Raw genomic sequence first — 22,878 nt, 5'->3', positions numbered from 1 at the left:
AGTTTTTGTTATTTTGTCAATTTCAGTGAAAAGTTGCGTGAACAGCGTGAAGTTCATGGCATTCCTCTTTAATGAATCTCATTTCTTATATGATTTTCTAAGTATTTTTCGTTGAAATTTTTTTTAGAATGGTCTTAAATCTTATAAGGCCCTTTCAGTCTATGAGAGAGAGGTAAATATATGCATTAACTTTTCTTTTTACGAGCAGAAAGGAAAAATAATATACAAAATATTGGTAATAAAACGCTTTATCTAATAAATCTTATGGTAGGCATTTTTGTATTTTTACTGTTCAAAATTCTTGCGTTATGCTTGCCTTTTTGTTGTTTGATAAGTGATTGTTCAGAGTTGCGTAAATGTGTGACCATATATAATTTTGTTGTTTCGTTTTGAATCATTGCTAGCGTTCCAATAATGTGTGATTGCAATTCAGCAATACCTTTTAAGTCTTTTGTTTTTTCGATTTCGTTTAATAGTTTTTCAATTTGTGTAAAACGATTTTTTGTTTCTTGAAAAGTTTGCAAACTTACAGCTTTATCCACGAGAGATGCATATTCAATACGTTTAGCGATAGCATCACGAGATTCTTGGAGAGAGGTAAGAATTTCTTCTTCTTTTAAGATATTTGCAAGTGATGCGGATATAGTTGAATAAGTGTTTTTATTGTAGAGTGTTTCTGGATCTTTTAGAAAAAAACTGGTATTATCCGTTTGCTCCGTTTTGAGTTTTTTTATGCCAAATTGTCGATTTTCTGTTATTGATTGGTGTGTTTTTCTTGCTTGCTCAAGCTGTTGTTTTATAAGTTGTATAATTTCTATATAATGCTGAGGCATAGAAGGCTTTTTAGATGAATGCTTTTTAGTTGCTTTTCTTGGATTTCCCCAAGACAAAGAATTCGAAATTTCTTCTGCCAAAGTTGCGGTTCCAAGGCCAAAACTCCAAGCCATCGCTAAGCTTGGTGTTCCTAACATTATTGCTAATGCTATTGAAATGACTTGTTTCTTCATGTTTCCCTCCTGTCATTTTTTATGTGCTGTAAGAAAATTGGTAACCATATTGCGGGATCATCACCAACTTCCGTGATAATGCTTTCGACCAACTCTGCGTTATCAGGCGTACCTGATAACACCAAGAGTTCGTCACTAAAGTCATGTTCGATGGTTTCTCCATCGCTTGTTACATGGAATTTACCGAGATTTAGCTCTGCAAGTGCGGATTGGTCTCCCTGCTTAATGAGGAATTGACGACTAAATTCACCAAGCCCTTTAACGAGTTCAAACTCAGTATCTGTTAATTTAAAGCCTTTTGTGTAATCTTCATAATTTGCTTTGGGATTGGCTAGAAAAATGTAAGTTGCACATTGTTGAATGAGTGTTTTGGCAATATTACTTTCCAAAGCATCGCTAGGCTCTTGTGTTGCGTAAACAAAAATACCATTTTGCTTACGGATAGTCTTTTGTTTATTTTTTGCCAAATCTTCAAAGTATGGGTCTTGCAACGGCTTCCAAAATTCATCAAAGATATACATAAACCGTTGTCCGGTAATCATGCCTTCTGTACGATAAAGTAAATACATCATCACTGGAGTACGAGTCTCTAGATTATCTAAGAATTCCGTGATATCAAAGCCATAAATTTGATGTGTTGAAAGATCAAGAGCATCATGAGGATTATCAAACAACCATCCATAATCACCACCTTCACACCATTTTAGTAAGCGAGCGTGAACAGACGGGTGTGCGTTATAATCACTCAAATGTGGATTTGGTAAAAATTGCACCAGAAAAGACAAACGACGCAGCGATTGGTCAATGTTACTACTCATAACAGACATAACGGCTTTGTTAATTTCCTCCTCATCGTGATGTGTGATTTCGCCACCAGCTTCTGCTAATTTTTTAACAAATTGTTTTAAGAAAATCAGATTCTCTTGTGTGGGAGGAAGTTGAAATGGATTAAAGCCACTTGGCTTACCTGGCTTGAATGTCAAATATTTTCCATTCATCGCTCGAATGGCAATTTCCATACCACGATCTTTATCGAAAACAACAGTTGTTGGCTTAAACTTTTGCGCTTGTGCTAATAAAAAGCCGAGCAGCACAGTTTTACCAGATCCAGATTGTCCGATAAGTGCGGTGTTACCGAGTAATCGTTTATCGGTTGAATCCTCTTCAAGTCTGGAGGCATGAAAATTGAAATAAAGCGGCGTTTTACTGGTCGTTTTAAGAATTGTGACGGCTGGTCCCCACGGGTTACCTGTGGGTTTTCCTGACATAAAATTATGAAAAGATGAAAATGATAAAAAGTTCAGTGATGTAATTGGAGCAGGACGGGGCCTCCATTTCCAATTGCCAGGAAGTTGTGCCCAATAGCCAGCCTCTATCGCTAAATCTACAGGTTTAGGTAATACCGCAACGTCTAAGAGTGCTGCACTTGCTTTGGCCATATGGTCACGAACTTGTTGAATTGTATCACCATATATGGTTAATGTACAGTGATGCTCGCCCATAACAAAATGCCCACTGACAAGCTGATTGAGTGCTTCGTCAATTTGTTCAATTTGGCTCGTTGCTACATCTCGTGCATCAATAAGATTACGCTGATGTCGTTGTAAATAGTCTTTAGCAGCATGTCGGGAGAGCACCGAAAAACTCTGCGTCAATACAAACTCGAAATCACTTTCCAGCAAAACATTCAATTGTCCTGGTTTGGTTGTTGCGTCGTATTCTTTAATTTCCAGCATTCCAAATCGACGCATTCCACTGATTGTTCGCAGTTCACCAAGAGCACCCCATTTTGAGAAAAAAGGTCGATTGATAGACATATAGTCAGAAAAACGGTCATGGCAAATTGGCATAGGGCGACATTCGCCATTGACAAGCATTCCGAGGAATTCAAGTGCAGAAGAATAAGCATGGCCATTTTTTTCATAAGTACCAAGAAGTTCTGCACCATAATGCTTTAATGATTGGCCTAAAGTACGATTAATGTCATTGAGTTCTTTGATACATAAGTCTTGTCGCATCTTTTTTTGATCAAGCGTTTCGCGCTCATGTTGAGAAAAGAACGACATAATTTTATCTGCTATTGGTTGGAAAACGATAGTCAGATACAGATCGTTAACCATCAGATTATAACCAGTAAAGCTTTGTCGATATTTTTCATCAAGCTGATAGCAAAACATTTGATCAAATGTTGAATCAGGATACTCATAAACACGACGGCGTACAATATGCGTCCAAAATGATAAATTAGCCGATGCAATACCCCGTAGAGTATTATTAAACTCTTTTGTCCATTGAAAAATATCTTCTTCTGAAGCACTTTGATGCGAGCGTCCGTCAATTTTCCAAATTGACAAATATTCCGCATTCTTCGTAGAGATAATCGTATCTGTAATATGATGTGAATAGGGAAGGAACAGGCTTACAGGTGTCTCTGATGCGAGACGTTTGCTGCTTTCAACAGCTGTCATGCTTATCTCCTTTTACTATAATTAGAGGGACTATAACTCGATGCACCCCAAAAGCTTTTATTGCGATTGCGAAACTTGGTATCGATCCATAACCACCAGATACGGAATGCTTTGTCATCGTTTTTTGTAATTTGCGCCATAACGAACCATAATGGCGGGGCTATAATCCACAAAAAGATATTTATTGTCATAGCAATAACAGCGACCCCCATAACCATAACAATAAGCGGCATCATAGGGACACCCCACATTGTTGGAACACGTGTCGCTCCCTTGAATAATGGGAATGATTTCTGTTCTTGTGATTTCATGGAATGTCCTTGTTATTGGATGTTAAATAATATGTGGCTAATATAGAAGGCTGCACCAGCAATAATGACACTGAATGCCCACCGTATGAATGTAGATCTTGCAATGATGCGAAGTATATAAATAAGCAAAAGAAATAAAAGAATGATGGCAGCAGCAATAGGAATAACCATACTTAACCCATATTGCATCCCTATAAAAATATCTAAGCTTTTTGTTTCCGTTTGAGCATATGCAGATTGAGTTATTAAGCACACAATTAAAACGATAACAATAATACTAATATTGTTGCACGTTTTTGCTTGAAGAATATTTGATTGCTTCATATCTTTTATTCCTATTTAAACTGAAGGTGTTATGAATAACATTTCCTTTTTTGCAATATGTTTATATTATTGTTGGTGCAAACCTACAATCGATAGATATGCTTAAACATTCTGTGTTTTATTAATTATGGTTGATTTCAATTAGGTTTGAATAACATTGCAACAAGTTGGGTTGCTGAGCCAGCAATGATAACGCCGATTGCCCACCGTATAAATGTATCTTTTTCGATGTAACGCCCTGCATAGCCAATTGCTAAGCACAAAAGGATGACGGCTGCAGCAACAGGAATAATGTTATTAATAAGATCGTCTCTTAGAGTCTCTAAAGCTGTTTTAGCCTTGCCTAGGTTTGCATATGCAGGATGCGTTATAAGAAAGGTACTTGTAGCTACAGAAACTGCAGCGATTCTTTTTTTACTTTTTAATTGGAAATTAATGAAGTTTTTCATGTTTTACTCTTAAATTAACGCCTTTATGAATATTTTGCATTTCTCATTACAAGAAGAATGGTATACTGTTATGTTGACAATCACTAGATATAAGTTCTTACTTTAAAAATACTTTGTATTATAACAACTTATCCTTAGCCTTTGAATAGCATTGTAACAAGTTGGGTTGCTGAACCTGCGATAACGACCCCGATTGCCCACCGTATAAATGTATCTTTTTCGATGTAACGTCCAGCATAGCCAATTGCTAAGCACAAAAGGATGACGGCAGCAGCAACAGGAATAATGTTGTCAATAAGATCTGTTTTGAGATTTGTTAAAGCATCTTTAGCATTTTTTAGTTCTGCATATGCAGGACGTGTTATAAAAAAGGCACTTGTAGCTACAGAAATTGTAGCGATTCTATTTTTGCTTTTTAAGTGAAGATTACTTATTTGTTTCATATTTTTTACTTTATCTCGAGTAAAGACGCCATGAGCACACTTTATTCTTTTCAACATGTACTATCTTAATTTCTAAGACATATATAAATTGACAAATATTTAAGAATATTATGTGTTATACTGGCACGTAGTTATTTTCATTTACCTGCGAATAAAAGCGAAGCAAGTTGCGTTGCTGAGCCAGCGATGATAACGCCAATTGCCCACCGTATAAATGTATCTTTTTCGATGTAGCGTCCCGCATAACCAATTGCTAGGCATAAAAGTATAACGGCAGCAGCGAGAGGGATAATGTTAGTTGTAAGGTCTGTTTGGAGACCTTCTAAAGCTTTTTTAGCAGTATCTAGTTTGGCTTGTGCATATACAGGATGCATTATAATAAAGGCACTTATAGCTGAAAAAAGTATGGTAATTTTATTGTTACTTTTTGATTGGAGATTAATGAATTTTTGCATGTTTTCCTCTTATTAATACTTCAAATCATATTTCACATATCCAATATAAATGAAACTGCTATTAGTTTATTTACAATTGATGAATAATTTTACTTTTCATATAAACATTTTGTATTATATATTGTTATAGTTAAATTTAACCGGCTGCACCTGTGAATAACAGTTTAGCAAGTTGGGTTGCTGAGCCGGCAATGATAACGCCGATTGCCCATCGTATAAATGTATCCTTTTCGATGTAGCGTCCTGCATAACCAATTGCTAAGCACAAAAGGATAACGGCAGCAGCAACAGGAATAATGTTTGCAATGAGGTCATCCCGTAAAGCTTCTAGCGCTGTTTTAGCTTTTCCTAAAGTTTGTTGGGCATACACAGGAGAACCCATAACGAATACAGCTATGAATGCAGAAATCGCGATAACTTTATTATTATTTTTCTGAAAGCTAATTAATCTCTTCATGTTATTTTGTCTCATTAAATTGTGGTTAGCATAAATATCTTTTTGCGGGACAAAAAATAATTTATTGCATAATAAAAATACTGAAATTTAAGTTTTTTCTTTTATAAAAGAAACATTTCATGGTTTAAATAATAAAGCGACAAGCTCACCTGCTGAACCTGCGATGATGACACCGATTGCCCACCGTACAAATGTATCTTTTTCAATATAACGCCCTGCATAACCAATTGCTAAGCCCAAAAGTATAACAGCAGCAGCGATTGGAATAATTCCAATCAATTCTGTCTTGAATTTATCTAAAGCATTTTTGGCATTTTCTAACTTTTGTGCTTGAGCACACACGGGATGTGCTAGAAAAAAAGCAACCATTATTGTCGCATTTGAGATGCTTTTATTAACTGCTCTTTGAAAGATATTTGATTGTTTCATATTTTTTACCCCAATTTAGATCACAGTTGATATGAATAGTTTATTTTTCTGATATGGTTTTTATTGATATAGATAAAATCTTTGGAATTCAGGTTTCTCTTTGAATAAAAAGATGTTTTATGGTTTTGTGAATAACATACCCACAAGCTCAACTGCTGAACCTGCGATAACGACACCGATTGCCCATCGTACAAATGTGTCTTTTTCGATGTAGCGTCCTGCATAACCAATTGCTAAGCATAATAGTATAACGGCAGCTGCGATAGGGATAATCGTTGTTAATTCTTTTTGAAATTCGCCTAAAGCCTTTTTTGCATTTCCTAAACCTTGTGCTTGGGCCCATACAGGATGAGTCATAAAGAATGCAATTAAAGTTACAGAGATCTGAGTTGTTTTATTACGAACTATTGTTTGAAGAATATTTAATTGTTTCATGTTTTTCATCCTGATTAAGATTAAAACTCCCATAAATAACCCCTCGTTCATTAAGAAACTTAAAGAGATATTTTGGATCAGCCCAAGTTCTTAGTTTTCCTCTTTGTGTAAGAAGCGTATATTTATTTGGCTTTCCGGTGATTGGATCATCGGCAACAAACGTAAAATACCATTCCTTTTCCGAGCGCATCACAATTGTAATTTCTCGTGCTGCTTTCTGATTAAATGCTATATCAACGCTGTTCTGTTCTATCATTTTCATTTTTTGCCCTCAATTAGAAGAGATTTTATCTAATCTTACTAATTAGAGCTTTAATATTTCTTTATCTACTTTTCATTGTAATATCCTATCAAAATTTTAGTTTTAATTTGTGATAACATCAATCATCACTCTAGTTGCTTTCTTAATGAAGAAGAATTCTCCGTTGCAAAAGCATCATGAGCGCTACTTGCTTTATGTGTAAATACATCTTCTAGTTCTTCTTTGGAAAGAGCTTCTGTCTTCGTTGTTTGTCTTTGTTCTCTTTCATGAATTTCTATATATTCTTGTGACGTTTGATCATCTACAAGATGAGAAGTTTTTACTTCAAAAAATGAAGAAATCTTCTGCATATAAAGGTTATTTAAATTTCCTATATTGTAGAAATTTAGCGCGGACTGTAATGTATCCTCTTTAGAGTTATATACAAATGCTGTTGGTTCATAGTGGTAGGTTAAAGCGGTTTGTTTAGCTTTAAGATTTTTGCAAAAACTAAATGTGTCAAAAAGAAAAAATGATTCCACATCTACGACACCACTTTGTTCCAAGTTTACGTCAAAATTATGTTTACTTTGTTTAAATTGTCTACTTGTTGCACTTCCTTTTTTAAATGAAAATGATTGACGGAATAATTTATTATTATCTGTTATATAAACATTATCCCGCGCTCCTTGTTCGATGAGGGCTAAAAATACTGGGCAGGGGGTATTGGATATGTATGCAGCAGCAAACATTGTGAAGTCTGAGACAATCATCAGCAATACACCTTATTATGAAAAATTTTATGGATACAAATGCCAATTCTGTGTGGTGCTTTTTGTTGCCGTCTTTTGATTTTATAAATTTGCAGAATGGGATTGTTTAACTTAGAATATTCTTTGTGATTATTGAACTGTTCTTTTCTAAGAAGATGTCTAATATATGCCAATATCCAACCAATAAGGTCAATGTGAGGGATAAAATAGGACACATTACGCCAACCAATATTATTGGACTTATGGAAAAAAGCGCTGCTTTTAAGCAAGAATGATCGTTGAGATTTTAATGAAGGGACTTGTTTTATACAATTTTTTAGGTGCAAAAATCTTTTCAAAAAACATTTATACGAAGTAAAAAGCCATTGTACTTGAGGGGGTCTCTTATTCTCATAATAAATTACACCACCATTATAGGAAGAGGGCTTGTTCTTTGTCGCATATTGCCATAGTTTATAGAATAGCGATTTATATTTACCTTTGACTACTGACTCATGAGAGTCAGAGAGGTGTGATGGTGTTTGTGCACTGTACTTACCAGTTCTCATGATTGAACTGAAAAAATATACAGTGCTGGTAATTGATATACCAATAAACAGCTTTTTGTAGTCCAAAGCACATCTCCGTCAAAGTGATATATTTATCGTAATTTTAATTTCGATAACAAATAGACGAAAATCGTCTATAATTATGTTTAAAATATGGCAAAGAGTAGTTCTTTTTTGCAAGGGGAGTAATTAAGGTGAATGATCTCAAAAATATGAATTTTGATGAACTACAAGAGATGCGTACACAAATCGATGTGGAATTGAAAAAACGGCAAGCAAAGGAAAAGCAAAATGCGCGGCGAAAAATTCTTGAAATTGCTAATGCTCATGGAATTGATATCGCTGATCTTGTAAATAAAGAGCGTCATTATCGAAATCCTAATAACCAATGGGAGTTATGGAATGGGCGGGGACGTAGACCTAAGTGGATTAAAGAGTGGTTGGAAAATGGGTATACACTTGATGAACTAGAAGTAACATAACACATGTGTAATATTACAAGATAAGGGAATACTAAAAATATGAATGCAAGAAGTATGCTCTTTTTGATCATTTGATATACAAAGATAATAAACGGATGTAGAGTATTGAGTGATCGAATAAGACGATAGGGAGCATGAACCAATGTATTTAAATGAAAAAGGTATTGTTGTAATAAATTGGCATCATCATTAAGCTTGCCAGCTTAAAATGCTGTAATTTTACTCTTAACATTTAATGGAATCACGTCCCTCATATAAAATAGAACGCTATTGTGCTGCACATGTGCGTGCTTTTTTAAGAGATATGTCTTAAAGCTCGTTACACCTATTTCATGATGGAGCTCGTGTGGGATATAAGGATAAAGCGCTACCAGGAAGGATATAAAATTTAATAGAGCATTCTCATCTTTACACTTAATAAAAGAAAAAGCTGGCAGCATCTATACTGCGTCAGCTCTTGGATATTATGACATTTTTTGGTGTTGTGAGAACTCTGTGTGCGAGAGCTCTTAGCACTTAGGAGAGTGAGGTTTTTTACGCTTTTTTTCGTGTTTTCACTCCCACGTTATTCCTGCTTATGACGTGTCAGAGTGTGATTTTGGTTACTTCAATATATCGAGATTTGAAATGAGAGGGGTTAACAATATTTGGGGTTTCTTATTCAAGTTGAAAACGATAAATGATCCTTATAAATCAATGCATTGATTTTAAGAGGAGCATTTTACCTCCTTTTTTATAGTTTTACTGACGTTGCTTTTTTTAGTCTGTGCACATAAATGGGTTTTATTGATTCCTTACAAAAAGGATTGAAATAAGAAAATTGATTGCGTCAGGATTCTAATCCAATACGTAAAATGATAATTTTATCAATCAATATGTTGTTAAATTAATATCCTTATATTTTTGAAATAGGTTTTGTAGAACAAGAGCTTTATGTTTTTCATAGATTTTGTTTAGTCTTTTTTTGTAAGACTATATATGTGAGACATTCACTTTATTTATTATTCGTATAGTAGATGTGAGTAAGTGTGTTGAAAATGGAAATTTTCTATGGCTAGTATGGGTTTTAATAGAATTTTATGACATATTTCTAAGTGTTTGTGATTAAAATTCATTGATATGCATGTATGTATCAGGAATAAAGAGTGCATTGAAAATGAAAAGATTGAGCATTTTTTATTTCTATCTGTTTTCTTTTATGGTGCAAAAATAGGGGTAATATGCAAGTTTACAATTATATGTGATGATATAGAGTGCGGAATACTTGGTTGTATATCAGAGTTTTTGAAATTGTGGCATTTCCATATAAATTGAAGGATTTGTCGTAAAATAGAACGAAACGGGATGCATTTGTGTTGCCAATTTACATGCTTTTTAAAAGAAATATTTTCAATGTAACTAAGCTCATTTTATGACACTGCTCGTGAATAATATAACGTATAAGTTCTCCTATGATCATATAAAATCTATCGTGCACCACCATCTTTATTTTAGTAATAGGATGTAAGGTGGTACCGTTACACACTTTGCCAATTTCCATGTTACGGATAGCTTTTTGCACTTGAGAGTGTTCATGAAAGGCGTTTTATTGCTTTCTTTAAATTGTTTTATCTATACGCCAATTCCGCTTGTGATATGCAAAAGACATAATTTTGATTATTTCAATATATACAGATTTGAAATTAAGAGTATTTTACAATCTTCAGAGTTTTCATTCAATATGAGAACAATGAGTTATTATTATAAATAATAAATGTTATGTGCTAAAAAGCTTTGTTTATTTTGTTATGCTGTGAAAGAGCGTCCTTTGAGGTGTGATGATACAACCTCCTTGAAATATTAAATGTTTTTTTCAGTGTGTTATGAATATTCTTAAAGGATGACTTGTTTGTCGAGTCTTAATGTTTAAATAAAATGCGTGAGGGAGAGGTCAAGGGAAACATTCGATAAAAACCCGTACTGTAAACAGATCAAGTCGAGAGGGAATTTTTTCTTAAAGTGGGAAGCCGTGTAGAAGACGTGGGGCATTTGGAGTGAGTCCGGCAGCTTCTTGAATGAAGTATTTTTTTATTTTTGGCGCTTGATTAATGATTCCAAGGCCGGTATCGCGGAGTATCCGTAAAAGAAGGCTATCATTAGAAAAGAGTTTATTAAGCCAATCATTGCTTAAAGCCATACGGACAATTTCAAAACGTCTCCAGCTTTGATAGCGTTCTAAAGCTGTGAGAGAGCCAATGTCAAGACCTAGTCGTGCTGTTTCAATAATCACTTCAGCCAGCGCAGCGCTATCGCGTAATCCTAAATTGAGTCCTTGTCCTGCAATGGGGTGGATGGTATGGGCGGCATCGCCAACGAGAGCAAAACGTGGTTTAACGCATTGACGTGTTAAAGAAAGGCTCAAAGCAAAAGCTTGACGTTCGCCATTCCAAGATAGTTTTCCTAATCGATGGCCGATGCGTCTTTCGAGTTCTGTTTCAAAAATAAGTGCATCCGCTTTGAGATAATATTGCGCAGTTTTATGGTCTTCATTCCACACAATAGCGGATCGGTTGCCTTTGAGAGGGAGAAGAGCGAAAGGGCCAGCAGGTAAAAAATGTTGAATTGCTTGACCATAATGGGGTTTTTCATGTTCAATTGTGCAGATAATTGCTGTTTGTTTGTAGGGATGAGAAAAGTTTCTAAGACCTGCTTTTTTGCGTAATTTCGAATGGGCTCCGTCGGCTGCAATAAGCAATTTTGTTTGCCAAACCTCTTCATTATTTAGAGTGACGGTTATGTGTTGGTCTTCTTGATGAAAATCAATGACACGCGTGTTTGCAATAACAGGGATATTGAGATCTTTAGCACGTTTTTTTAAAGTGTTGATGAGTTCTCTATGTTCTACCATAGCAGCAAAGGGTTCATTGGGGGTGATATCGCCTTCAAAGGTTAAAAGAGTGGGTTTGACAGGGTCATTTGTCCCTGTATCTGTGATGATCATTGAACGAATGGGTTGCGCATAGGGCTCTATAGGTTCCCAACATTGTAATTGTTTTAACATACGAATAGAAGCAGCAGCAAGGGCAATGGTTCGTATGTTAGAAGCAGGGGTATCTCCTTGAGGAGCAGCATCAACGATTTTTATTTTCAGATTAGGGGCTGTTTGCTTGAGTGCTATCGCTAGGGCTAAACCGACAGCCGCCCCTCCTGCAATGAGCAGATCACATTGTTTAGTTTTATGAGATTTAATTTTTTTATTGGGTTGTACATCTTTATTGCGATTAGAACACACAATTCTTCTTCCATTGTTTATAGTTTGCTTTCTTTTAAAAAGAATATCTTTTTACATTGCCTAAAATATCTTAACTTTTACTTTTCTCTCTGCTTTACAAAAACGAGATTTCTTTTTAGCGCCAATCTGATGACAGATTGGTTTTTCAGAGTTTTTCTGCTTAATTATTTATGTGATTCATCTTACAGATTTATCGGATAAGCTTTTTTAAATATCTTCTTCAATTCTTTTTACACTTGGTTGATAAAAAAGAAAACTAAAAATAAACAAAGATGGTCGTGTATTTTTTTAAGTTGTGTGAGTTACTTCAGTATGCTTGTCCTGAAGGGGGACATTTCGTTAGTATGATAGATAAAAATAGATAAAAAATTGTGGTCATTCGTGATGGTTAAAACAGTATTCATATTTCGCCGTTATCATGATGTAGCGTAAAAAATATTATTTGTTTAAGAAGGTGCCTATAGCACCCATGTAACACTTTACACATGAGGTGTTTTTGGGTTGATCGTGTGATAAATATTCAGGGAGAGCTTTTTTTGCGCCTTATGAAGGATTATCTCTTAGGGTGGTGGTATATGAATGATATGAAGTGGTTAGAAGGTAGAACGCACTAGATAAGAAGTCGGATTGTTTACAGGCTATTTGTTTACAAATTGGTACAGAGTTTAAGCTTCATCCTTTTTTAAGAGAGAGAGGGAGTTATAACTCTTTAAAATATAAAAGTTTTGTATTTGGAATTGATAGATGCACCGAAGTTCTTCTCCTTATGATTCATTAGAAGTGCGAAATTCTCAAGGTTCGCGTCTTATTGAGATGTTTTTACGTCAGATAGGAGTATTTATTGGGCTCGGGCTTTTGGGCTTTATTATTTTTTGTGTGTTTGCTTTGGCGACGTGGAATGTTGCGGACCCATCTTTAACTCATGCAAGTACAAATGAGGTTACAAACCTTATGGGGTGGATGGGGGCAATTTTTTCAGATTTTATTATGCAGTTTTTTGGCTTGGCAAGTCTTTCTGTTTTGTTGCCACCGTTATTTTGGTCTTTTCTCTTGTTGGCGCAAAAGAATATCTACAATTTGACTTTGCGCTTTTTTTTATGGGTGCTATCAACGATTTGTTTTTTAATTGCTTTTGCTCTTATGTCACCTATTACTTCTTTTACTTATTGGCCATTGCCAATGGGATTGGGAGGGGTTTTAGGAGATAAAGTTTTAAGTGTTGCTTCTTCAGTCTTTCCTCTTTTTCTTTCTCCTCCTTACACGGTGTTTTTCAGTGTTGTTTTTATTCTTTTAGGTTTTTTCACCGCTGCTTTTGCTGGTAATGTAATATGGCGGCGTCGAACAAAGAAAAGAAAAGAAAAAAACATTCCAAAAGACGAAATCATTAATCCAGTCTTTGAGTTGGAAGAAGATACGGAATATGCCACAGAGGAGGATCGTGAAAATCATGGTTTTTTTGCGACAACTTGTGGCGCTCTTTTGCATCTTTTTTATTTTTTACAAGCGCGTTTTTTTCGTTTATTCTGTTTCAAAAGGCGTTTTCAGAGTAAAGGGCAAGGAAAGCCATTTGATCGGATTGAGCCAACTTTTTTAGGTGAAAAAGTAAAGCGTGAGGAAAATCAAAATAAAGCTTATGTTTCTCCTGTTAAAAATCGAAAGTCTTTAACAGGTTCTTCAAATGGTGGCTTTGTTCTTCCACTTGTAGATTATCTTTCGGTTCCACCACCGTCTGTTAGGGATGCAAAACTTTCACCTGCTTCTTTAAAAGCAAATTCTCAGGAACTTGAAGGGGTTTTGTTAGATTTTGGGGTCAAAGGGAAAATTATAGATGCCTGTCCTGGACCGGTGGTTACTTTATATGAATTTGAACCGGCTGCTGGCATTAAGTCTTCTCGTATCATCAGTCTAGCAGATGATATTGCGCGCTCGATGCGCGCGATTTCTGCTCGTGTTGCTGTAGTTCCAGGGCGCAATGTGATTGGAATAGAATTGCCCAATGCAAAGCGTGAGATGGTTTATTTAAGAGAAATTGTGCAAGCGCAGGAGTTTATTGAAAGCAAAGCAAAATTGGGGCTTGCTTTGGGTAAGACAATTGGGGGAGAAGCTGTTATTGCGGATTTAGCAAAAATGCCTCATCTTTTGGTTGCTGGTACAACAGGATCAGGAAAGTCTGTTGCTATCAATACAATGATTTTATCTCTGCTTTATCGGATGACACCTGAGCAATGTCGTCTCATTATGGTGGATCCAAAAATGCTTGAACTTTCGGTTTATGATGGCATTCCTCATTTATTAACACCGGTGGTGACAGATCCTAAAAAAGCCGTCATTGCTTTAAAGTGGGCTGTTCGTGAAATGGAAGAGCGCTATAGTAAAATGTCAAAACTTGGCGTTCGCAATATCGATGGGTTTAATGCACGTCTCAAGGAGTCAGAAGGTCAAGGAGAGACAATGGTGCGTACAATTCAAGTTGGATTTGATCATGAAACTGGTGAGCCTCTTTATGAAACGGAAACGCTTGATTTTAGTCCTATGCCCTATATTGTTGTCATTATTGATGAAATGGCTGATTTGATGATGGTTGCTGGTAAAGATATTGAAGGAGCGGTTCAACGCTTAGCACAAATGGCGCGCGCTGCTGGTATCCATGTGATTATGGCAACACAGCGTCCTTCTGTTGATGTTATTACTGGGACGATTAAAGCCAATTTTCCTACACGCATTTCTTTTTCAGTGAGTTCAAAAATTGATAGCCGAACAATTCTAGGCGAACAGGGGGCCGAACAACTCTTGGGGCAGGGAGATATGCTCTTCATGATGGGAGGAGGACGTATTCAGCGTGTGCATGGACCTTTTGTTGCGGATGATGAAGTGGAGCAGGTTGTTGCACATCTCAAAGCGCAAGCACGACCTGATTATTTGGAAACAATTACGCAAGAAGTTGAAGAGGATGGTGCTGATGTTTCTTTGGCTTCTCCTTCAGAAGATGATCCCTATAGTCAAGCTGTTGCTATTGTTCTTCGTGACCGTAAGGCTTCTATTTCTTATATTCAACGCCGTTTAGGCATTGGTTATAACCGTGCTGCAACATTGATTGAGAGAATGGAAGAAGAAGGGATTATTAGTCCAGCAAATCATGCAGGGAAACGAGAAATTTTAGTCCCTGCTGAAGAAGAACGCTTTTGAAAAATCTTGATAATTGTTTTTTAATAATATCTTATAAAAATAGGTAGCTATCCTACTCTGCCGTAAAAAGTTGATATCATCATACATTGTTCCAGTCCTTGGTATTTGAGGCAATTCATAAGAAGTATTTTTATTCTTTAGCTTATATAATTTTTATCCATATGTCGGCCTTGCTTGTGATATGTAAGCCAATGATTCAATATGAGATAAGTATATGGTGAGAAAATCTTACGGTATTTGACATTATGATTCACGGTGAAAAATGATAATTTACCATTATAAATCAAGGTATAGATGTGAAATAATGTCATGTGAGGTGCTGTAGTATAAAAGTATGCAAGGCTTGATATATTAAGTGTTTTTTTAAGGCTGTATTGAATATTTAAGGTAGGGGTTATCAGCTTTATGTAAGGTGAAGCATATGGGGTGAGAAGCCAAGGGGAACCTACTAAAATCCAAACTGTTTATAGATCTGATCGGGTGGGGACTTTTATTCTTTTTGGTGAAGTCAAACAACCTTTTTGTTTCTGAAAAGAGTTTTCAGATTCGCAAAGTACTATGTTTAGTTTTTCATCGGTTCGTGTATTGACTATAATCTATGTTGTTTCAAAGATTATGGGTGGGGAAAATATATTATGCGTTTAGCAAATTAGCAGAAACGTAGGAATGTGAGTACTTGTGGGAGCTTCAAAGGCAGATTGTTTCTTTGGAAACAATACCGCAAACGGTTAAAGAATATAAGACGGATGTTTTGGGGGGGCTTCTTCTTGAGCAGATGATTATTGTCAAGCTGTTGCTGTTGTTCTTTGTGATGATTAGGCTTCAAATGCTTATATTCAACACTGTTTAGGCATTGCTTATAATTCGTGCGGCGACATTGATTGAGAAAATGGAAGAAGAAGGCGTCATTGGTTCAGCAAATTATGCGGGAAAACGGGAATTTTGTGGGGGGACTTTTGGAGAAGAATACTTTTAAAAATCTTTTGATAGTTTTTTCAAATAATATCTTTATCTTATAAAGCAGGGTATTTATTCATCATTTGTTGTTTATGATAAAGCCAATTAAGTATTGCTTGGGAGCATTTTTTATGAAAACGTCTTTTTTGTCGCAAAGAAGAGTCTTTGGGTTTGTGGGGATTATTGTCTTTTGGTGTTTAACTTTTCCTGCTTTTTCGCAAGCCTCTAATAAAGTGGCAAAGGCGCAGAATGTTGTGAACCATTTTGCGGCAATCAAAACAATGACAGGTGATTTTATTCAATTTAGTCCAAAGGGAAAGATGTCTCAAGGAACGTTTTATCTAGAGCGTCCAGGGAAAATTCGTTTTATTTACAAGAAAATGCCTTTACAGATTATTGCAGATGGTCAATTTGTGGGCATTAACAATCGGGCTTTGAATACTTGGAACTTTTCACAACTTTCGCAAACGCCAATGAAATTTCTGTTGGATGATAAAATTGACGTATCTTCTGGGCGTTTGTTGGCCTTTCGCGAAGATCCTGGGGCCGTGACGATTGTTTTGCGTGATCAAACGATTGGGGTAGGGCAAATAAGGATGGTTTTTGATTCTCAAGGTTCTGCTTTGCGGCAGTGGACAATTGTTGACCAACAAAATTTGGAAACTACTGTGCAGATTATGAATGTGCAGACAGGCGTTCGATTCGCTAATGGAATGTTTAAACTTCCTTCGCAGAAATGAAGAAATAGTGTCACGTTATTGAGATTAAAACAGATGTTTTTTCGTATTGCGACTTGGAATATTAACTCTATTCGTTTGCGTCTTGCACAGGTTTTTCAGTATTTGGAACTCTTTCCTGCAGATGTATTGTGTCTACAGGAAACAAAATGTCCAGATGCTTTATTTCCAGTGAGAGACTTTGAGGCAGCAGGATATAAGCATATCGCACTGAGTGGACAAAAATCTTATAACGGGGTGGCTATTGTTTCTCGTTTACCTTTTAAAAAGGTAGAAAAGCGTTTTTTTTGTCAAAATCAAGATTGCCGCTATATTTCAGTAATTGTGGAAGTCCATGGGAGAATCTTGCGGATTCATAATTTTTATGTTCCTGCTGGGGGAGATATTCCTGACGCTGATGTGAATGAAAAATTTCGTCATAAGCTTGATTTTTTAAAGGAAATGTCTCTTATCCGCGCAGATCAGGAAAAGGGGATATCTTCTCTTTTGCTGGGCGATTTGAATATTGCTCCTTTGGCAGAGGATGTTTGGTCTCATCAACAATTGTTGAAGGTTGTAAGCCATACCCCCATTGAAACCGAGCGTTTACAGGATTTGTGTTGTCAAGGTGGGTGGGTTGATCTTATGCGGTTGCATATTCCTGTTCCTACTAAACTTTACACATGGTGGAGTTATCGTGCACGCGATTGGGCGCTTACGGATCACGGGCGGCGGCTTGATCATATTTGGTCCTCTCCAGATTTAGCGCCTTTTGTGGTGGATCTTGCGACTTTTCGTGATGCACGCGGATGGGAACGTCCTTCAGATCATATTCCTGTGCAAACTGTATTTGATTTTACAAGTTAATTTTGAAATAAGAGGTAAATAAAGTATTAATATAAATAATGATTCTGAAAAAATGCGGGAGACTAGATGCATATCAGAAATCTCAAATGGGGCGCTTCTTGGGGATTGCTTTTTTGTGTCTTGCTTTGTTTTCTTTTGCCAGGATGTATGGTTGGTCCAAATTATCATAAGACATCTTTTCGTGTTCCAGCTCAATGGGGACAGAAATTTGCCCAGATATCTGGGCATTCAATTGCCCTTGCTGGATGGTGGCGACGGTTAAATGATCCAGTTTTAAATGCGTTAATGGATGAGGCTATTTCTGGGAATAATGATGTTGCAGTTGCTAAAGCCCGAGTTCGTGAGGCACGGGCGAGTTTAGGGCAAGCATTGGGATCTTTGTTGCCAAGTGCGTCAAATACAATTTCAGGAACCCGTAGCGGATCTGAACAATCTGGTGCATTGAGCCAATATCGTAGTGGATTTGATGCGAGTTGGGAGCTGGATTTTTTTGGTGGGCATAAGCGAGGCGTTGAAGCAGCACGATATGGTCTTGAAGCGGTGGTGGAAGATATGCGCGCTACCATGGTCATATTGTTAGGAGAGGTGGCAACAAATTATGTTCAAATACGCGGTTGGCAACAAAAGTTGTTGATTGTGCGGCAAATTGCTGCAACACAGCGCAAAACATATGAATTGATGTGTGCTAAATTAGCAGCAGGTGATATTTCTGAACTTGATGTTTCAAATGCAAAAGCGCAAATGGCCAATACAGAAGCCGATATATCTCAGATGGAAGCCAATGTGGCAATGAGTATGCATCGCCTTTCCGTTTTGACTGGTCATGTCCCTACGGCTTTGAAGGGACTTTTGCAAAACAATGCCAAACAAGTGAAAATTCCACAACCACAATGGCCAATATCAGCAGGAATTCCAGCAGATATTTTATTGTCGCGTCCAGATTTACGACGGGCAGAGCGCCAATATGCGCAAGCAACAGCCCGCATTGGTCAGCGTGAGGCAGAACGTTATCCATCCCTCACTTTAACGGGGAATATTTCAACAGCAGCAACAGCAATGGACCAATTATGGAAAAGTTCAACCATTGGCTGGTCTTTTGGACCTGGTCTTCGTTTCCCTTTCTTTAATGGAGGACAGATTGTTGCCTCTATTGCGATGGCGCGGGCACAGCGTGATCAGGCTTTTATTACTTATCGGGCGGCTGTATTGAGTGCTTTAGAAGATGTGGAAAACGCGCTTGTGAGATTAACAAAAGAACATCAGCGCCTTGAAAAGCTTGTCATTGCAAATAAAGCTTTTTTGCATTCTTTACAACTTTCACGAAGCCTTTTTGAAAATGGAAATATCAGCTTCCTTGAATTGTTAAATGCTGATCGTTCCTATTATTCTGCGCAAATGGCACTTAAAGATAGCCGTATTGCTTTAGCTACCCAATATATTGCTCTGATGAAAGCATTGGGGGGGGGATGGGATGGAGTCGTTGATGTGTCACGTCCGGAAGTTGTTGATGGTACATCCCATTCGCTTGTAAAGGTAGGGCAATGAAAAAAAATTTCATCAAAGATTTCATTAGAAAACACAAAAAACTTTCGTTATTTCTTATTTCTCTCTTCATTATCATCATTTTATTGTGGCTACGCTCTGTTTTTTTTGGAACATCCACACCAATATATATGACAGCTGTGGTGAAGCGTGGTGATATCGAGGAAAGTGTTTTGGCTTCTGGACTTGTGCGTCCTTATCGGTTGGTGGCGGTTGGGGCACGTGCTACGGGGAGGGTGGTTTCCATGCGCGTTCTTCCAGGCAGTGTTGTCAAAGAAGGAGATCTGTTGGCAGAAATTGATCCTACAGATCAAGAAAATGATCTGAAAAGAAAAAAAGCAGCTTTATCTCATTACTATGCGAATTTAGTGGAACAAGAAGCTTATCTTGCTCTTGCTCAGAAAAATTTAGCGCGGCAGAAAAAAATGATAGAATCGCGTGCAATTTCAAAAGCTAATCTTGATGATGCAGCAACACAAGTGAAAATACGCGAAGCGCAAATTGCTCAACTGCAACAGCAGATTGTACAAGCCAAAATTGATGTGGAGAGTGCAGAGGTTAATCTCGGTTATACGCGAATAACTGCTCCTTCGGCGGGAACCGTTTTGGCAACGGTTGTTGAAGAAGGACAGAATGTTAATGCTGTTCAGTCTGCGCCTACAATTGTTATTCTAGGCGATTTATCAAAGATGACAGTCAAAGCGCAAATTTCGGAAGCTGATATTCTTAAAGTTCATGCCGGACAACCTCTTTATTTTACGGTATTGGGCAATTCACACCGTCGTTATGAGGGCACTTTGGAAAGAGTCGAGCCGGCTCCTGAATCCATTCGTGCTGATGTGAGTATTAATCCTGGCGCAGGAGGATCTAGCTCTCTTGTGTCATCGGCAATTTATTATAATGGGGTTGTGCATGTTGATAATAAAGACAATTTTTTGCGAACCTATATGACCGCTCAAGTTCATATTATTCTAGGACGTGCTCAGAATGTTTTGTTGGTTCCAAGTGATGCTTTGCGTGATGAAACAAAAGAACACAAAGCATGGGTTTCACTTTTGGTGGGAAAAAATAAAGTGGTGGCAAAACAAGTGACTGTGGGGCTTAATAACAAAGTGATGGCAGAAATTGTTTCAGGGCTTCAGGAGGGGGATGTGGTTATTACCGGTTCACGCGATGGTGTGATGCCAGAAATCCCTTATGAACAGAACGAAGATGAGAATTAAGCTATGAAAGCAGAAAAAGCAGATGCTGTTTTCGTTTTAGAAAATATTGTGCGCAAATTCCCTGCGGGTGAAACATTTGTTACTGTTTTGAAAGAGATTAATCTAACCATTAAACGTGGTGAAATGGTGGCGATTGTAGGGGCTTCCGGTTCTGGAAAGTCCACATTGATGAATATTTTAGGCTGTCTTGATCGACCAAGTTCTGGTCGTTATTGGATTTCAGGAAAAGAAATAGCTTCTCTTTCTGCTGATGAATTATCAGCTTTGCGGCGCAATCATTTTGGATTTATTTTTCAACGCTATCATTTGTTGAATGAACTCACCGCTCTTGGAAATGTTGAAATTCCAGCTATTTATGCGGGCTGTGCTCCAGATGTGAGAAAAAAACGTGCTCAGGACTTGTTAACACGCTTAGGCATGGGAGAGCGAGTTAATCATCGTCCTAATCAGCTTTCAGGAGGACAGCAACAGCGGGTGTCTATTGCGCGAGCATTGATGAATAATGCGGAGGTTATTCTCGCTGATGAGCCAACAGGTGCTTTAGATAAACATAGTGGTCAAGAGGTGTTGCGTATTTTGGATGAGCTTCATCAAGAAGGGCGCACCATTATTATTGTAACGCATGATATGCAGGTGGCTGAAAAAGCAGATCGTATTATCGAAATCAGTGATGGGGAAATTATTTCAGATACTGTATCAAAGGGTAAAAAAACAAAGGTTGCGTCTTATATTCAGGAAAAACAAAATTTGAAAGATCAAAAAACATTAGGTTTTTTTCGTTCTTTTGTTGAACGTTTTCGTGAAACATTTGTTATGGCTTTGTTAGCTATGAATGCCCATCGTATGCGGACTTTTTTAACAATGCTCGGGGTGATTATCGGTATTGGAGCAATTATTGCCATGGTGGCTTTGGGGACTGGCACGCGGGAAAAAATACTGGAAAATTTTAAAAGTTTGGGCTCCAATACCTTGACTATCTTTCCTGGGAAAAGTTTTTCTGATCCACAATCAGAGAAGATAACCAGTCTTGTTGAAGCGGATGCAGAAGCTCTTTCTGGCTTGCCCTATGTTTCTGGTGTAACGCCTCAGATTTCAGCAAGTTCTACGATTCGTTTTGGTTCCGTTGAAGCTAATGCTGTAATTGCTGGGGTGGGAGAACAATTTTTTCAAACACAAGGGCTTAGAGCTGTTGAAGGACAATTGTTTGATCAAAAAAGTGTGAGTGAAAGGGCTGTTGATCTCGTTATTGAAAAGGAAGCCGTTTCTGTTCTTTTTCCTCATAGCCATGAGAGTCCACTTGGAAAAGTGGTGCATGTGGGAAAGGTTCCTGCACGTATTGTGGGGGTGGTCGATCCGCAAAATAATGGAGGTAACTCAAATACGTTGCAGATCTATTTGCCCTATACAACCGTGCAAACTCGTTTTCTTGGGACCACGCAGGTTCGTGCCATTATGGTTAAGATTACTGATGAGATTGATTCACATTTAGCAGAGACTATGGTGCGACGTTTTCTCATTATGCGCCATGGAGGGGAAGATTTTTTTATTAGAAATTCCGAATTTTTTCGTGAACGTATCATGGAGAGTACGCATATTTTAACGCTTTTAGTGTCTTCAATTGCAGCAATTTCATTGATTGTAGGGGGGATTGGCGTGATGAATATTATGTTGGTCACGGTTTCTGAGCGGATCAATGAAATTGGGGTGCGTATGGCTGTTGGTGCACGGCAGAGTGATATTTTGCAACAATTTCTCATTGAAGCAATTTTAGTGTGTATGATTGGAGGCGGTTTAGGAATCCTCTTTGGATTTTCTATTGGAGGCTTATTTTGGCTCTTTAAGGCACCTATCCACTTGGTTTATACAATTGATTCAATTATTGTATCTCTTACTTTTTCGACACTTATTGGGATATGTTTTGGCTTTTCGCCAGCGCGACAAGCTTCACGGCTTGATCCTGTTGTTGCACTCTCGCGTGATTAAGCGGTTATCAATTTAAGATATATTGGTTGTTATATCAACTTGAACGAAACATTTATGAAGCAAAATATGGATGGGAAAAGTTTAGCATTATTTGCTGCTTTCTCCTAAAAAATGCTGTATTTGTTAAGTGGAATCCTACTAGACCATGAAGTTTATAGCACAACGCATCATGTGAGATGTGGTGGTATAGGGTGTGTAAGCTTCCTTGAGGTATTAAATGTTTTGGGAATACTTTGTGAATATTCTTCAACTTTTCTTATCGCACCTTTGCAAGTGAATCCCATTAAGCAGAAAGCTAAGCGGAATCCGCT

The 22,878-nt window shown here is 37.3% G+C and carries 21 protein-coding genes; 8 read left to right on the top strand and 13 right to left on the bottom strand.

What is annotated here, in order from left to right; genetic code table 11:
• Window positions 1-248: 248 nt before the first annotated feature.
• The 12 genes from ACFIM1_RS05670 to ACFIM1_RS05615 form a co-directional block, all read right to left on the bottom strand.
• On the bottom strand, window positions 249-1,007 hold the full coding sequence (locus ACFIM1_RS05670; protein ID WP_375608582.1) for a type IV secretion system protein: 759 nt from the start codon (window positions 1,005-1,007) through the stop codon (window positions 249-251).
• Complete coding sequence (locus ACFIM1_RS05665; protein ID WP_375609440.1) at window positions 1,004-3,475, bottom strand: VirB4 family type IV secretion/conjugal transfer ATPase; 2,472 nt, start codon at window positions 3,473-3,475, stop codon at window positions 1,004-1,006. The genes ACFIM1_RS05670 and ACFIM1_RS05665 overlap by 4 nt, the downstream gene beginning before the upstream one ends.
• 2 nt (window positions 3,476-3,477) lie before the next feature.
• Window positions 3,478-3,786, bottom strand: a complete 309-nt coding sequence (locus ACFIM1_RS05660; RefSeq protein ID WP_375608584.1) for a type IV secretion system protein VirB3 — start codon at window positions 3,784-3,786, stop codon at window positions 3,478-3,480.
• 12 nt (window positions 3,787-3,798) lie between these two features.
• Complete coding sequence (locus ACFIM1_RS05655) at window positions 3,799-4,110, bottom strand: conjugal transfer protein (RefSeq protein ID WP_375608585.1); 312 nt, start codon at window positions 4,108-4,110, stop codon at window positions 3,799-3,801.
• Window positions 4,111-4,247: 137 nt separating this feature from the next.
• Window positions 4,248-4,559 (bottom strand): VirB2 family type IV secretion system major pilin TrwL, encoded by a 312-nt coding sequence (gene trwL / locus ACFIM1_RS05650; RefSeq protein WP_375608586.1) that lies wholly within the window; start codon window positions 4,557-4,559, stop codon window positions 4,248-4,250.
• Between the two features lie 134 nt (window positions 4,560-4,693).
• The gene (trwL, locus tag ACFIM1_RS05645) at window positions 4,694-5,002 is read right to left on the bottom strand and encodes a VirB2 family type IV secretion system major pilin TrwL (protein WP_375608587.1); all 309 of its coding nucleotides are present in this window, start codon (window positions 5,000-5,002) and stop codon (window positions 4,694-4,696) included.
• Window positions 5,003-5,139: 137 nt separating this feature from the next.
• Window positions 5,140-5,457, bottom strand: coding sequence for a VirB2 family type IV secretion system major pilin TrwL (gene trwL, locus ACFIM1_RS05640; protein WP_375608588.1), 318 nt, complete (start codon window positions 5,455-5,457; stop codon window positions 5,140-5,142).
• A gap of 136 nt (window positions 5,458-5,593) precedes the next feature.
• The gene (gene trwL / locus ACFIM1_RS05635) at window positions 5,594-5,914 is read right to left on the bottom strand and encodes a VirB2 family type IV secretion system major pilin TrwL (RefSeq protein WP_375608589.1); all 321 of its coding nucleotides are present in this window, start codon (window positions 5,912-5,914) and stop codon (window positions 5,594-5,596) included.
• Window positions 5,915-6,031: 117 nt separating this feature from the next.
• Window positions 6,032-6,343, bottom strand: a complete 312-nt coding sequence (gene trwL / locus ACFIM1_RS05630; RefSeq protein WP_375609439.1) for a VirB2 family type IV secretion system major pilin TrwL — start codon at window positions 6,341-6,343, stop codon at window positions 6,032-6,034.
• Between the two features lie 117 nt (window positions 6,344-6,460).
• Window positions 6,461-6,778 carry a VirB2 family type IV secretion system major pilin TrwL gene (gene trwL, locus ACFIM1_RS05625; RefSeq protein ID WP_375609438.1) on the bottom strand — a complete coding sequence of 106 codons (318 nt, stop codon included), beginning with the start codon at window positions 6,776-6,778 and terminating at the stop codon, window positions 6,461-6,463.
• A complete protein-coding gene (korA, locus tag ACFIM1_RS05620) occupies window positions 6,741-7,040 on the bottom strand; it encodes a KorA family transcriptional regulator (protein ID WP_375609437.1) in 300 nt (99 codons plus the stop codon). The genes trwL (ACFIM1_RS05625) and korA overlap by 38 nt, the downstream gene beginning before the upstream one ends.
• A gap of 125 nt (window positions 7,041-7,165) precedes the next feature.
• On the bottom strand, window positions 7,166-7,792 hold the full coding sequence (locus tag ACFIM1_RS05615) for a hypothetical protein (protein ID WP_375609436.1): 627 nt from the start codon (window positions 7,790-7,792) through the stop codon (window positions 7,166-7,168).
• Between the two features lie 742 nt (window positions 7,793-8,534).
• Here ACFIM1_RS05615 and ACFIM1_RS05610 point away from each other — a divergent pair.
• Entirely contained in the window at window positions 8,535-8,822 is a 288-nt protein-coding gene (locus tag ACFIM1_RS05610) for an H-NS family nucleoid-associated regulatory protein (RefSeq protein ID WP_375608594.1), read from the top strand.
• 1,993 nt (window positions 8,823-10,815) lie between these two features.
• Here ACFIM1_RS05610 and ACFIM1_RS05605 read toward each other — a convergent pair.
• Window positions 10,816-12,093 (bottom strand): ubiquinone biosynthesis hydroxylase, encoded by a 1,278-nt coding sequence (locus ACFIM1_RS05605; RefSeq protein WP_375609435.1) that lies wholly within the window; start codon window positions 12,091-12,093, stop codon window positions 10,816-10,818.
• 744 nt (window positions 12,094-12,837) lie between these two features.
• Here ACFIM1_RS05605 and ACFIM1_RS05600 point away from each other — a divergent pair.
• The 7 genes from ACFIM1_RS05600 (at window position 12,838) to ACFIM1_RS05570 (ending at window position 22,567) form a co-directional block, all read left to right on the top strand.
• On the top strand, window positions 12,838-15,279 hold the full coding sequence (locus ACFIM1_RS05600; protein WP_375608596.1) for a DNA translocase FtsK 4TM domain-containing protein: 2,442 nt from the start codon (window positions 12,838-12,840) through the stop codon (window positions 15,277-15,279).
• An 853-nt stretch (window positions 15,280-16,132) separates the two neighbouring features.
• A complete protein-coding gene (locus tag ACFIM1_RS05595; RefSeq protein WP_375608597.1) occupies window positions 16,133-16,255 on the top strand; it encodes a hypothetical protein in 123 nt (40 codons plus the stop codon).
• 112 nt (window positions 16,256-16,367) lie between these two features.
• The gene (locus ACFIM1_RS05590) at window positions 16,368-16,976 is read left to right on the top strand and encodes an outer membrane lipoprotein carrier protein LolA (protein WP_375608598.1); all 609 of its coding nucleotides are present in this window, start codon (window positions 16,368-16,370) and stop codon (window positions 16,974-16,976) included.
• Window positions 16,977-17,009: 33 nt separating this feature from the next.
• The gene (locus tag ACFIM1_RS05585; protein ID WP_375608599.1) at window positions 17,010-17,819 is read left to right on the top strand and encodes an exodeoxyribonuclease III; all 810 of its coding nucleotides are present in this window, start codon (window positions 17,010-17,012) and stop codon (window positions 17,817-17,819) included.
• A gap of 66 nt (window positions 17,820-17,885) precedes the next feature.
• Window positions 17,886-19,364: an efflux transporter outer membrane subunit gene (locus tag ACFIM1_RS05580; RefSeq protein WP_375609434.1), complete on the top strand. Its 1,479-nt coding sequence runs from the start codon at window positions 17,886-17,888 to the stop codon at window positions 19,362-19,364.
• Window positions 19,361-20,584: an efflux RND transporter periplasmic adaptor subunit gene (locus ACFIM1_RS05575; protein WP_375609433.1), complete on the top strand. Its 1,224-nt coding sequence runs from the start codon at window positions 19,361-19,363 to the stop codon at window positions 20,582-20,584. Before ACFIM1_RS05580 ends, ACFIM1_RS05575 begins: the two co-directional genes overlap by 4 nt.
• Window positions 20,585-20,587: 3 nt before the next feature.
• On the top strand, window positions 20,588-22,567 hold the full coding sequence (locus ACFIM1_RS05570; RefSeq protein ID WP_375609432.1) for a MacB family efflux pump subunit: 1,980 nt from the start codon (window positions 20,588-20,590) through the stop codon (window positions 22,565-22,567).
• The last annotated feature ends 311 nt before the right edge of the window (window positions 22,568-22,878 follow it).

It is taken from the genome of Bartonella sp. AC158YNML (assembly GCF_042196725.1).
GTDB lineage: Bacteria > Pseudomonadota > Alphaproteobacteria > Rhizobiales > Rhizobiaceae > Bartonella.
The sequence above is the reverse complement of the archived record's forward strand: the minus strand, read 5'-3'. Positions and strand labels throughout refer to the sequence as shown.

Excerpts from the sequence above, each read along its gene's own strand:
- ACFIM1_RS05670 (WP_375608582.1), bottom strand. The coding sequence starts at position 1,007 with ATGAAGAAACAAGTCATTTCAATAGCATTAGCAATAATGTTAGGAACA.
- ACFIM1_RS05665 (WP_375609440.1), bottom strand. The coding sequence starts at position 3,475 with ATGACAGCTGTTGAAAGCAGCAAACGTCTCGCATCAGAGACACCTGTA.
- ACFIM1_RS05660 (WP_375608584.1), bottom strand. The coding sequence starts at position 3,786 with ATGAAATCACAAGAACAGAAATCATTCCCATTATTCAAGGGAGCGACA.
- ACFIM1_RS05655 (WP_375608585.1), bottom strand. The coding sequence starts at position 4,110 with ATGAAGCAATCAAATATTCTTCAAGCAAAAACGTGCAACAATATTAGT.
- trwL (WP_375608586.1), bottom strand. The coding sequence starts at position 4,559 with ATGAAAAACTTCATTAATTTCCAATTAAAAAGTAAAAAAAGAATCGCT.
- trwL (WP_375608587.1), bottom strand. The coding sequence starts at position 5,002 with ATGAAACAAATAAGTAATCTTCACTTAAAAAGCAAAAATAGAATCGCT.
- trwL (WP_375608588.1), bottom strand. The coding sequence starts at position 5,457 with ATGCAAAAATTCATTAATCTCCAATCAAAAAGTAACAATAAAATTACC.
- trwL (WP_375608589.1), bottom strand. The coding sequence starts at position 5,914 with ATGAAGAGATTAATTAGCTTTCAGAAAAATAATAATAAAGTTATCGCG.
- trwL (WP_375609439.1), bottom strand. The coding sequence starts at position 6,343 with ATGAAACAATCAAATATCTTTCAAAGAGCAGTTAATAAAAGCATCTCA.
- trwL (WP_375609438.1), bottom strand. The coding sequence starts at position 6,778 with ATGAAACAATTAAATATTCTTCAAACAATAGTTCGTAATAAAACAACT.
- korA (WP_375609437.1), bottom strand. The coding sequence starts at position 7,040 with ATGAAAATGATAGAACAGAACAGCGTTGATATAGCATTTAATCAGAAA.
- ACFIM1_RS05615 (WP_375609436.1), bottom strand. The coding sequence starts at position 7,792 with ATGATTGTCTCAGACTTCACAATGTTTGCTGCTGCATACATATCCAAT.
- ACFIM1_RS05600 (WP_375608596.1), top strand. The coding sequence starts at position 12,838 with ATGCACCGAAGTTCTTCTCCTTATGATTCATTAGAAGTGCGAAATTCT.
- ACFIM1_RS05590 (WP_375608598.1), top strand. The coding sequence starts at position 16,368 with ATGAAAACGTCTTTTTTGTCGCAAAGAAGAGTCTTTGGGTTTGTGGGG.
- ACFIM1_RS05585 (WP_375608599.1), top strand. The coding sequence starts at position 17,010 with ATGTTTTTTCGTATTGCGACTTGGAATATTAACTCTATTCGTTTGCGT.
- ACFIM1_RS05580 (WP_375609434.1), top strand. The coding sequence starts at position 17,886 with ATGCATATCAGAAATCTCAAATGGGGCGCTTCTTGGGGATTGCTTTTT.
- ACFIM1_RS05575 (WP_375609433.1), top strand. The coding sequence starts at position 19,361 with ATGAAAAAAAATTTCATCAAAGATTTCATTAGAAAACACAAAAAACTT.
- ACFIM1_RS05570 (WP_375609432.1), top strand. The coding sequence starts at position 20,588 with ATGAAAGCAGAAAAAGCAGATGCTGTTTTCGTTTTAGAAAATATTGTG.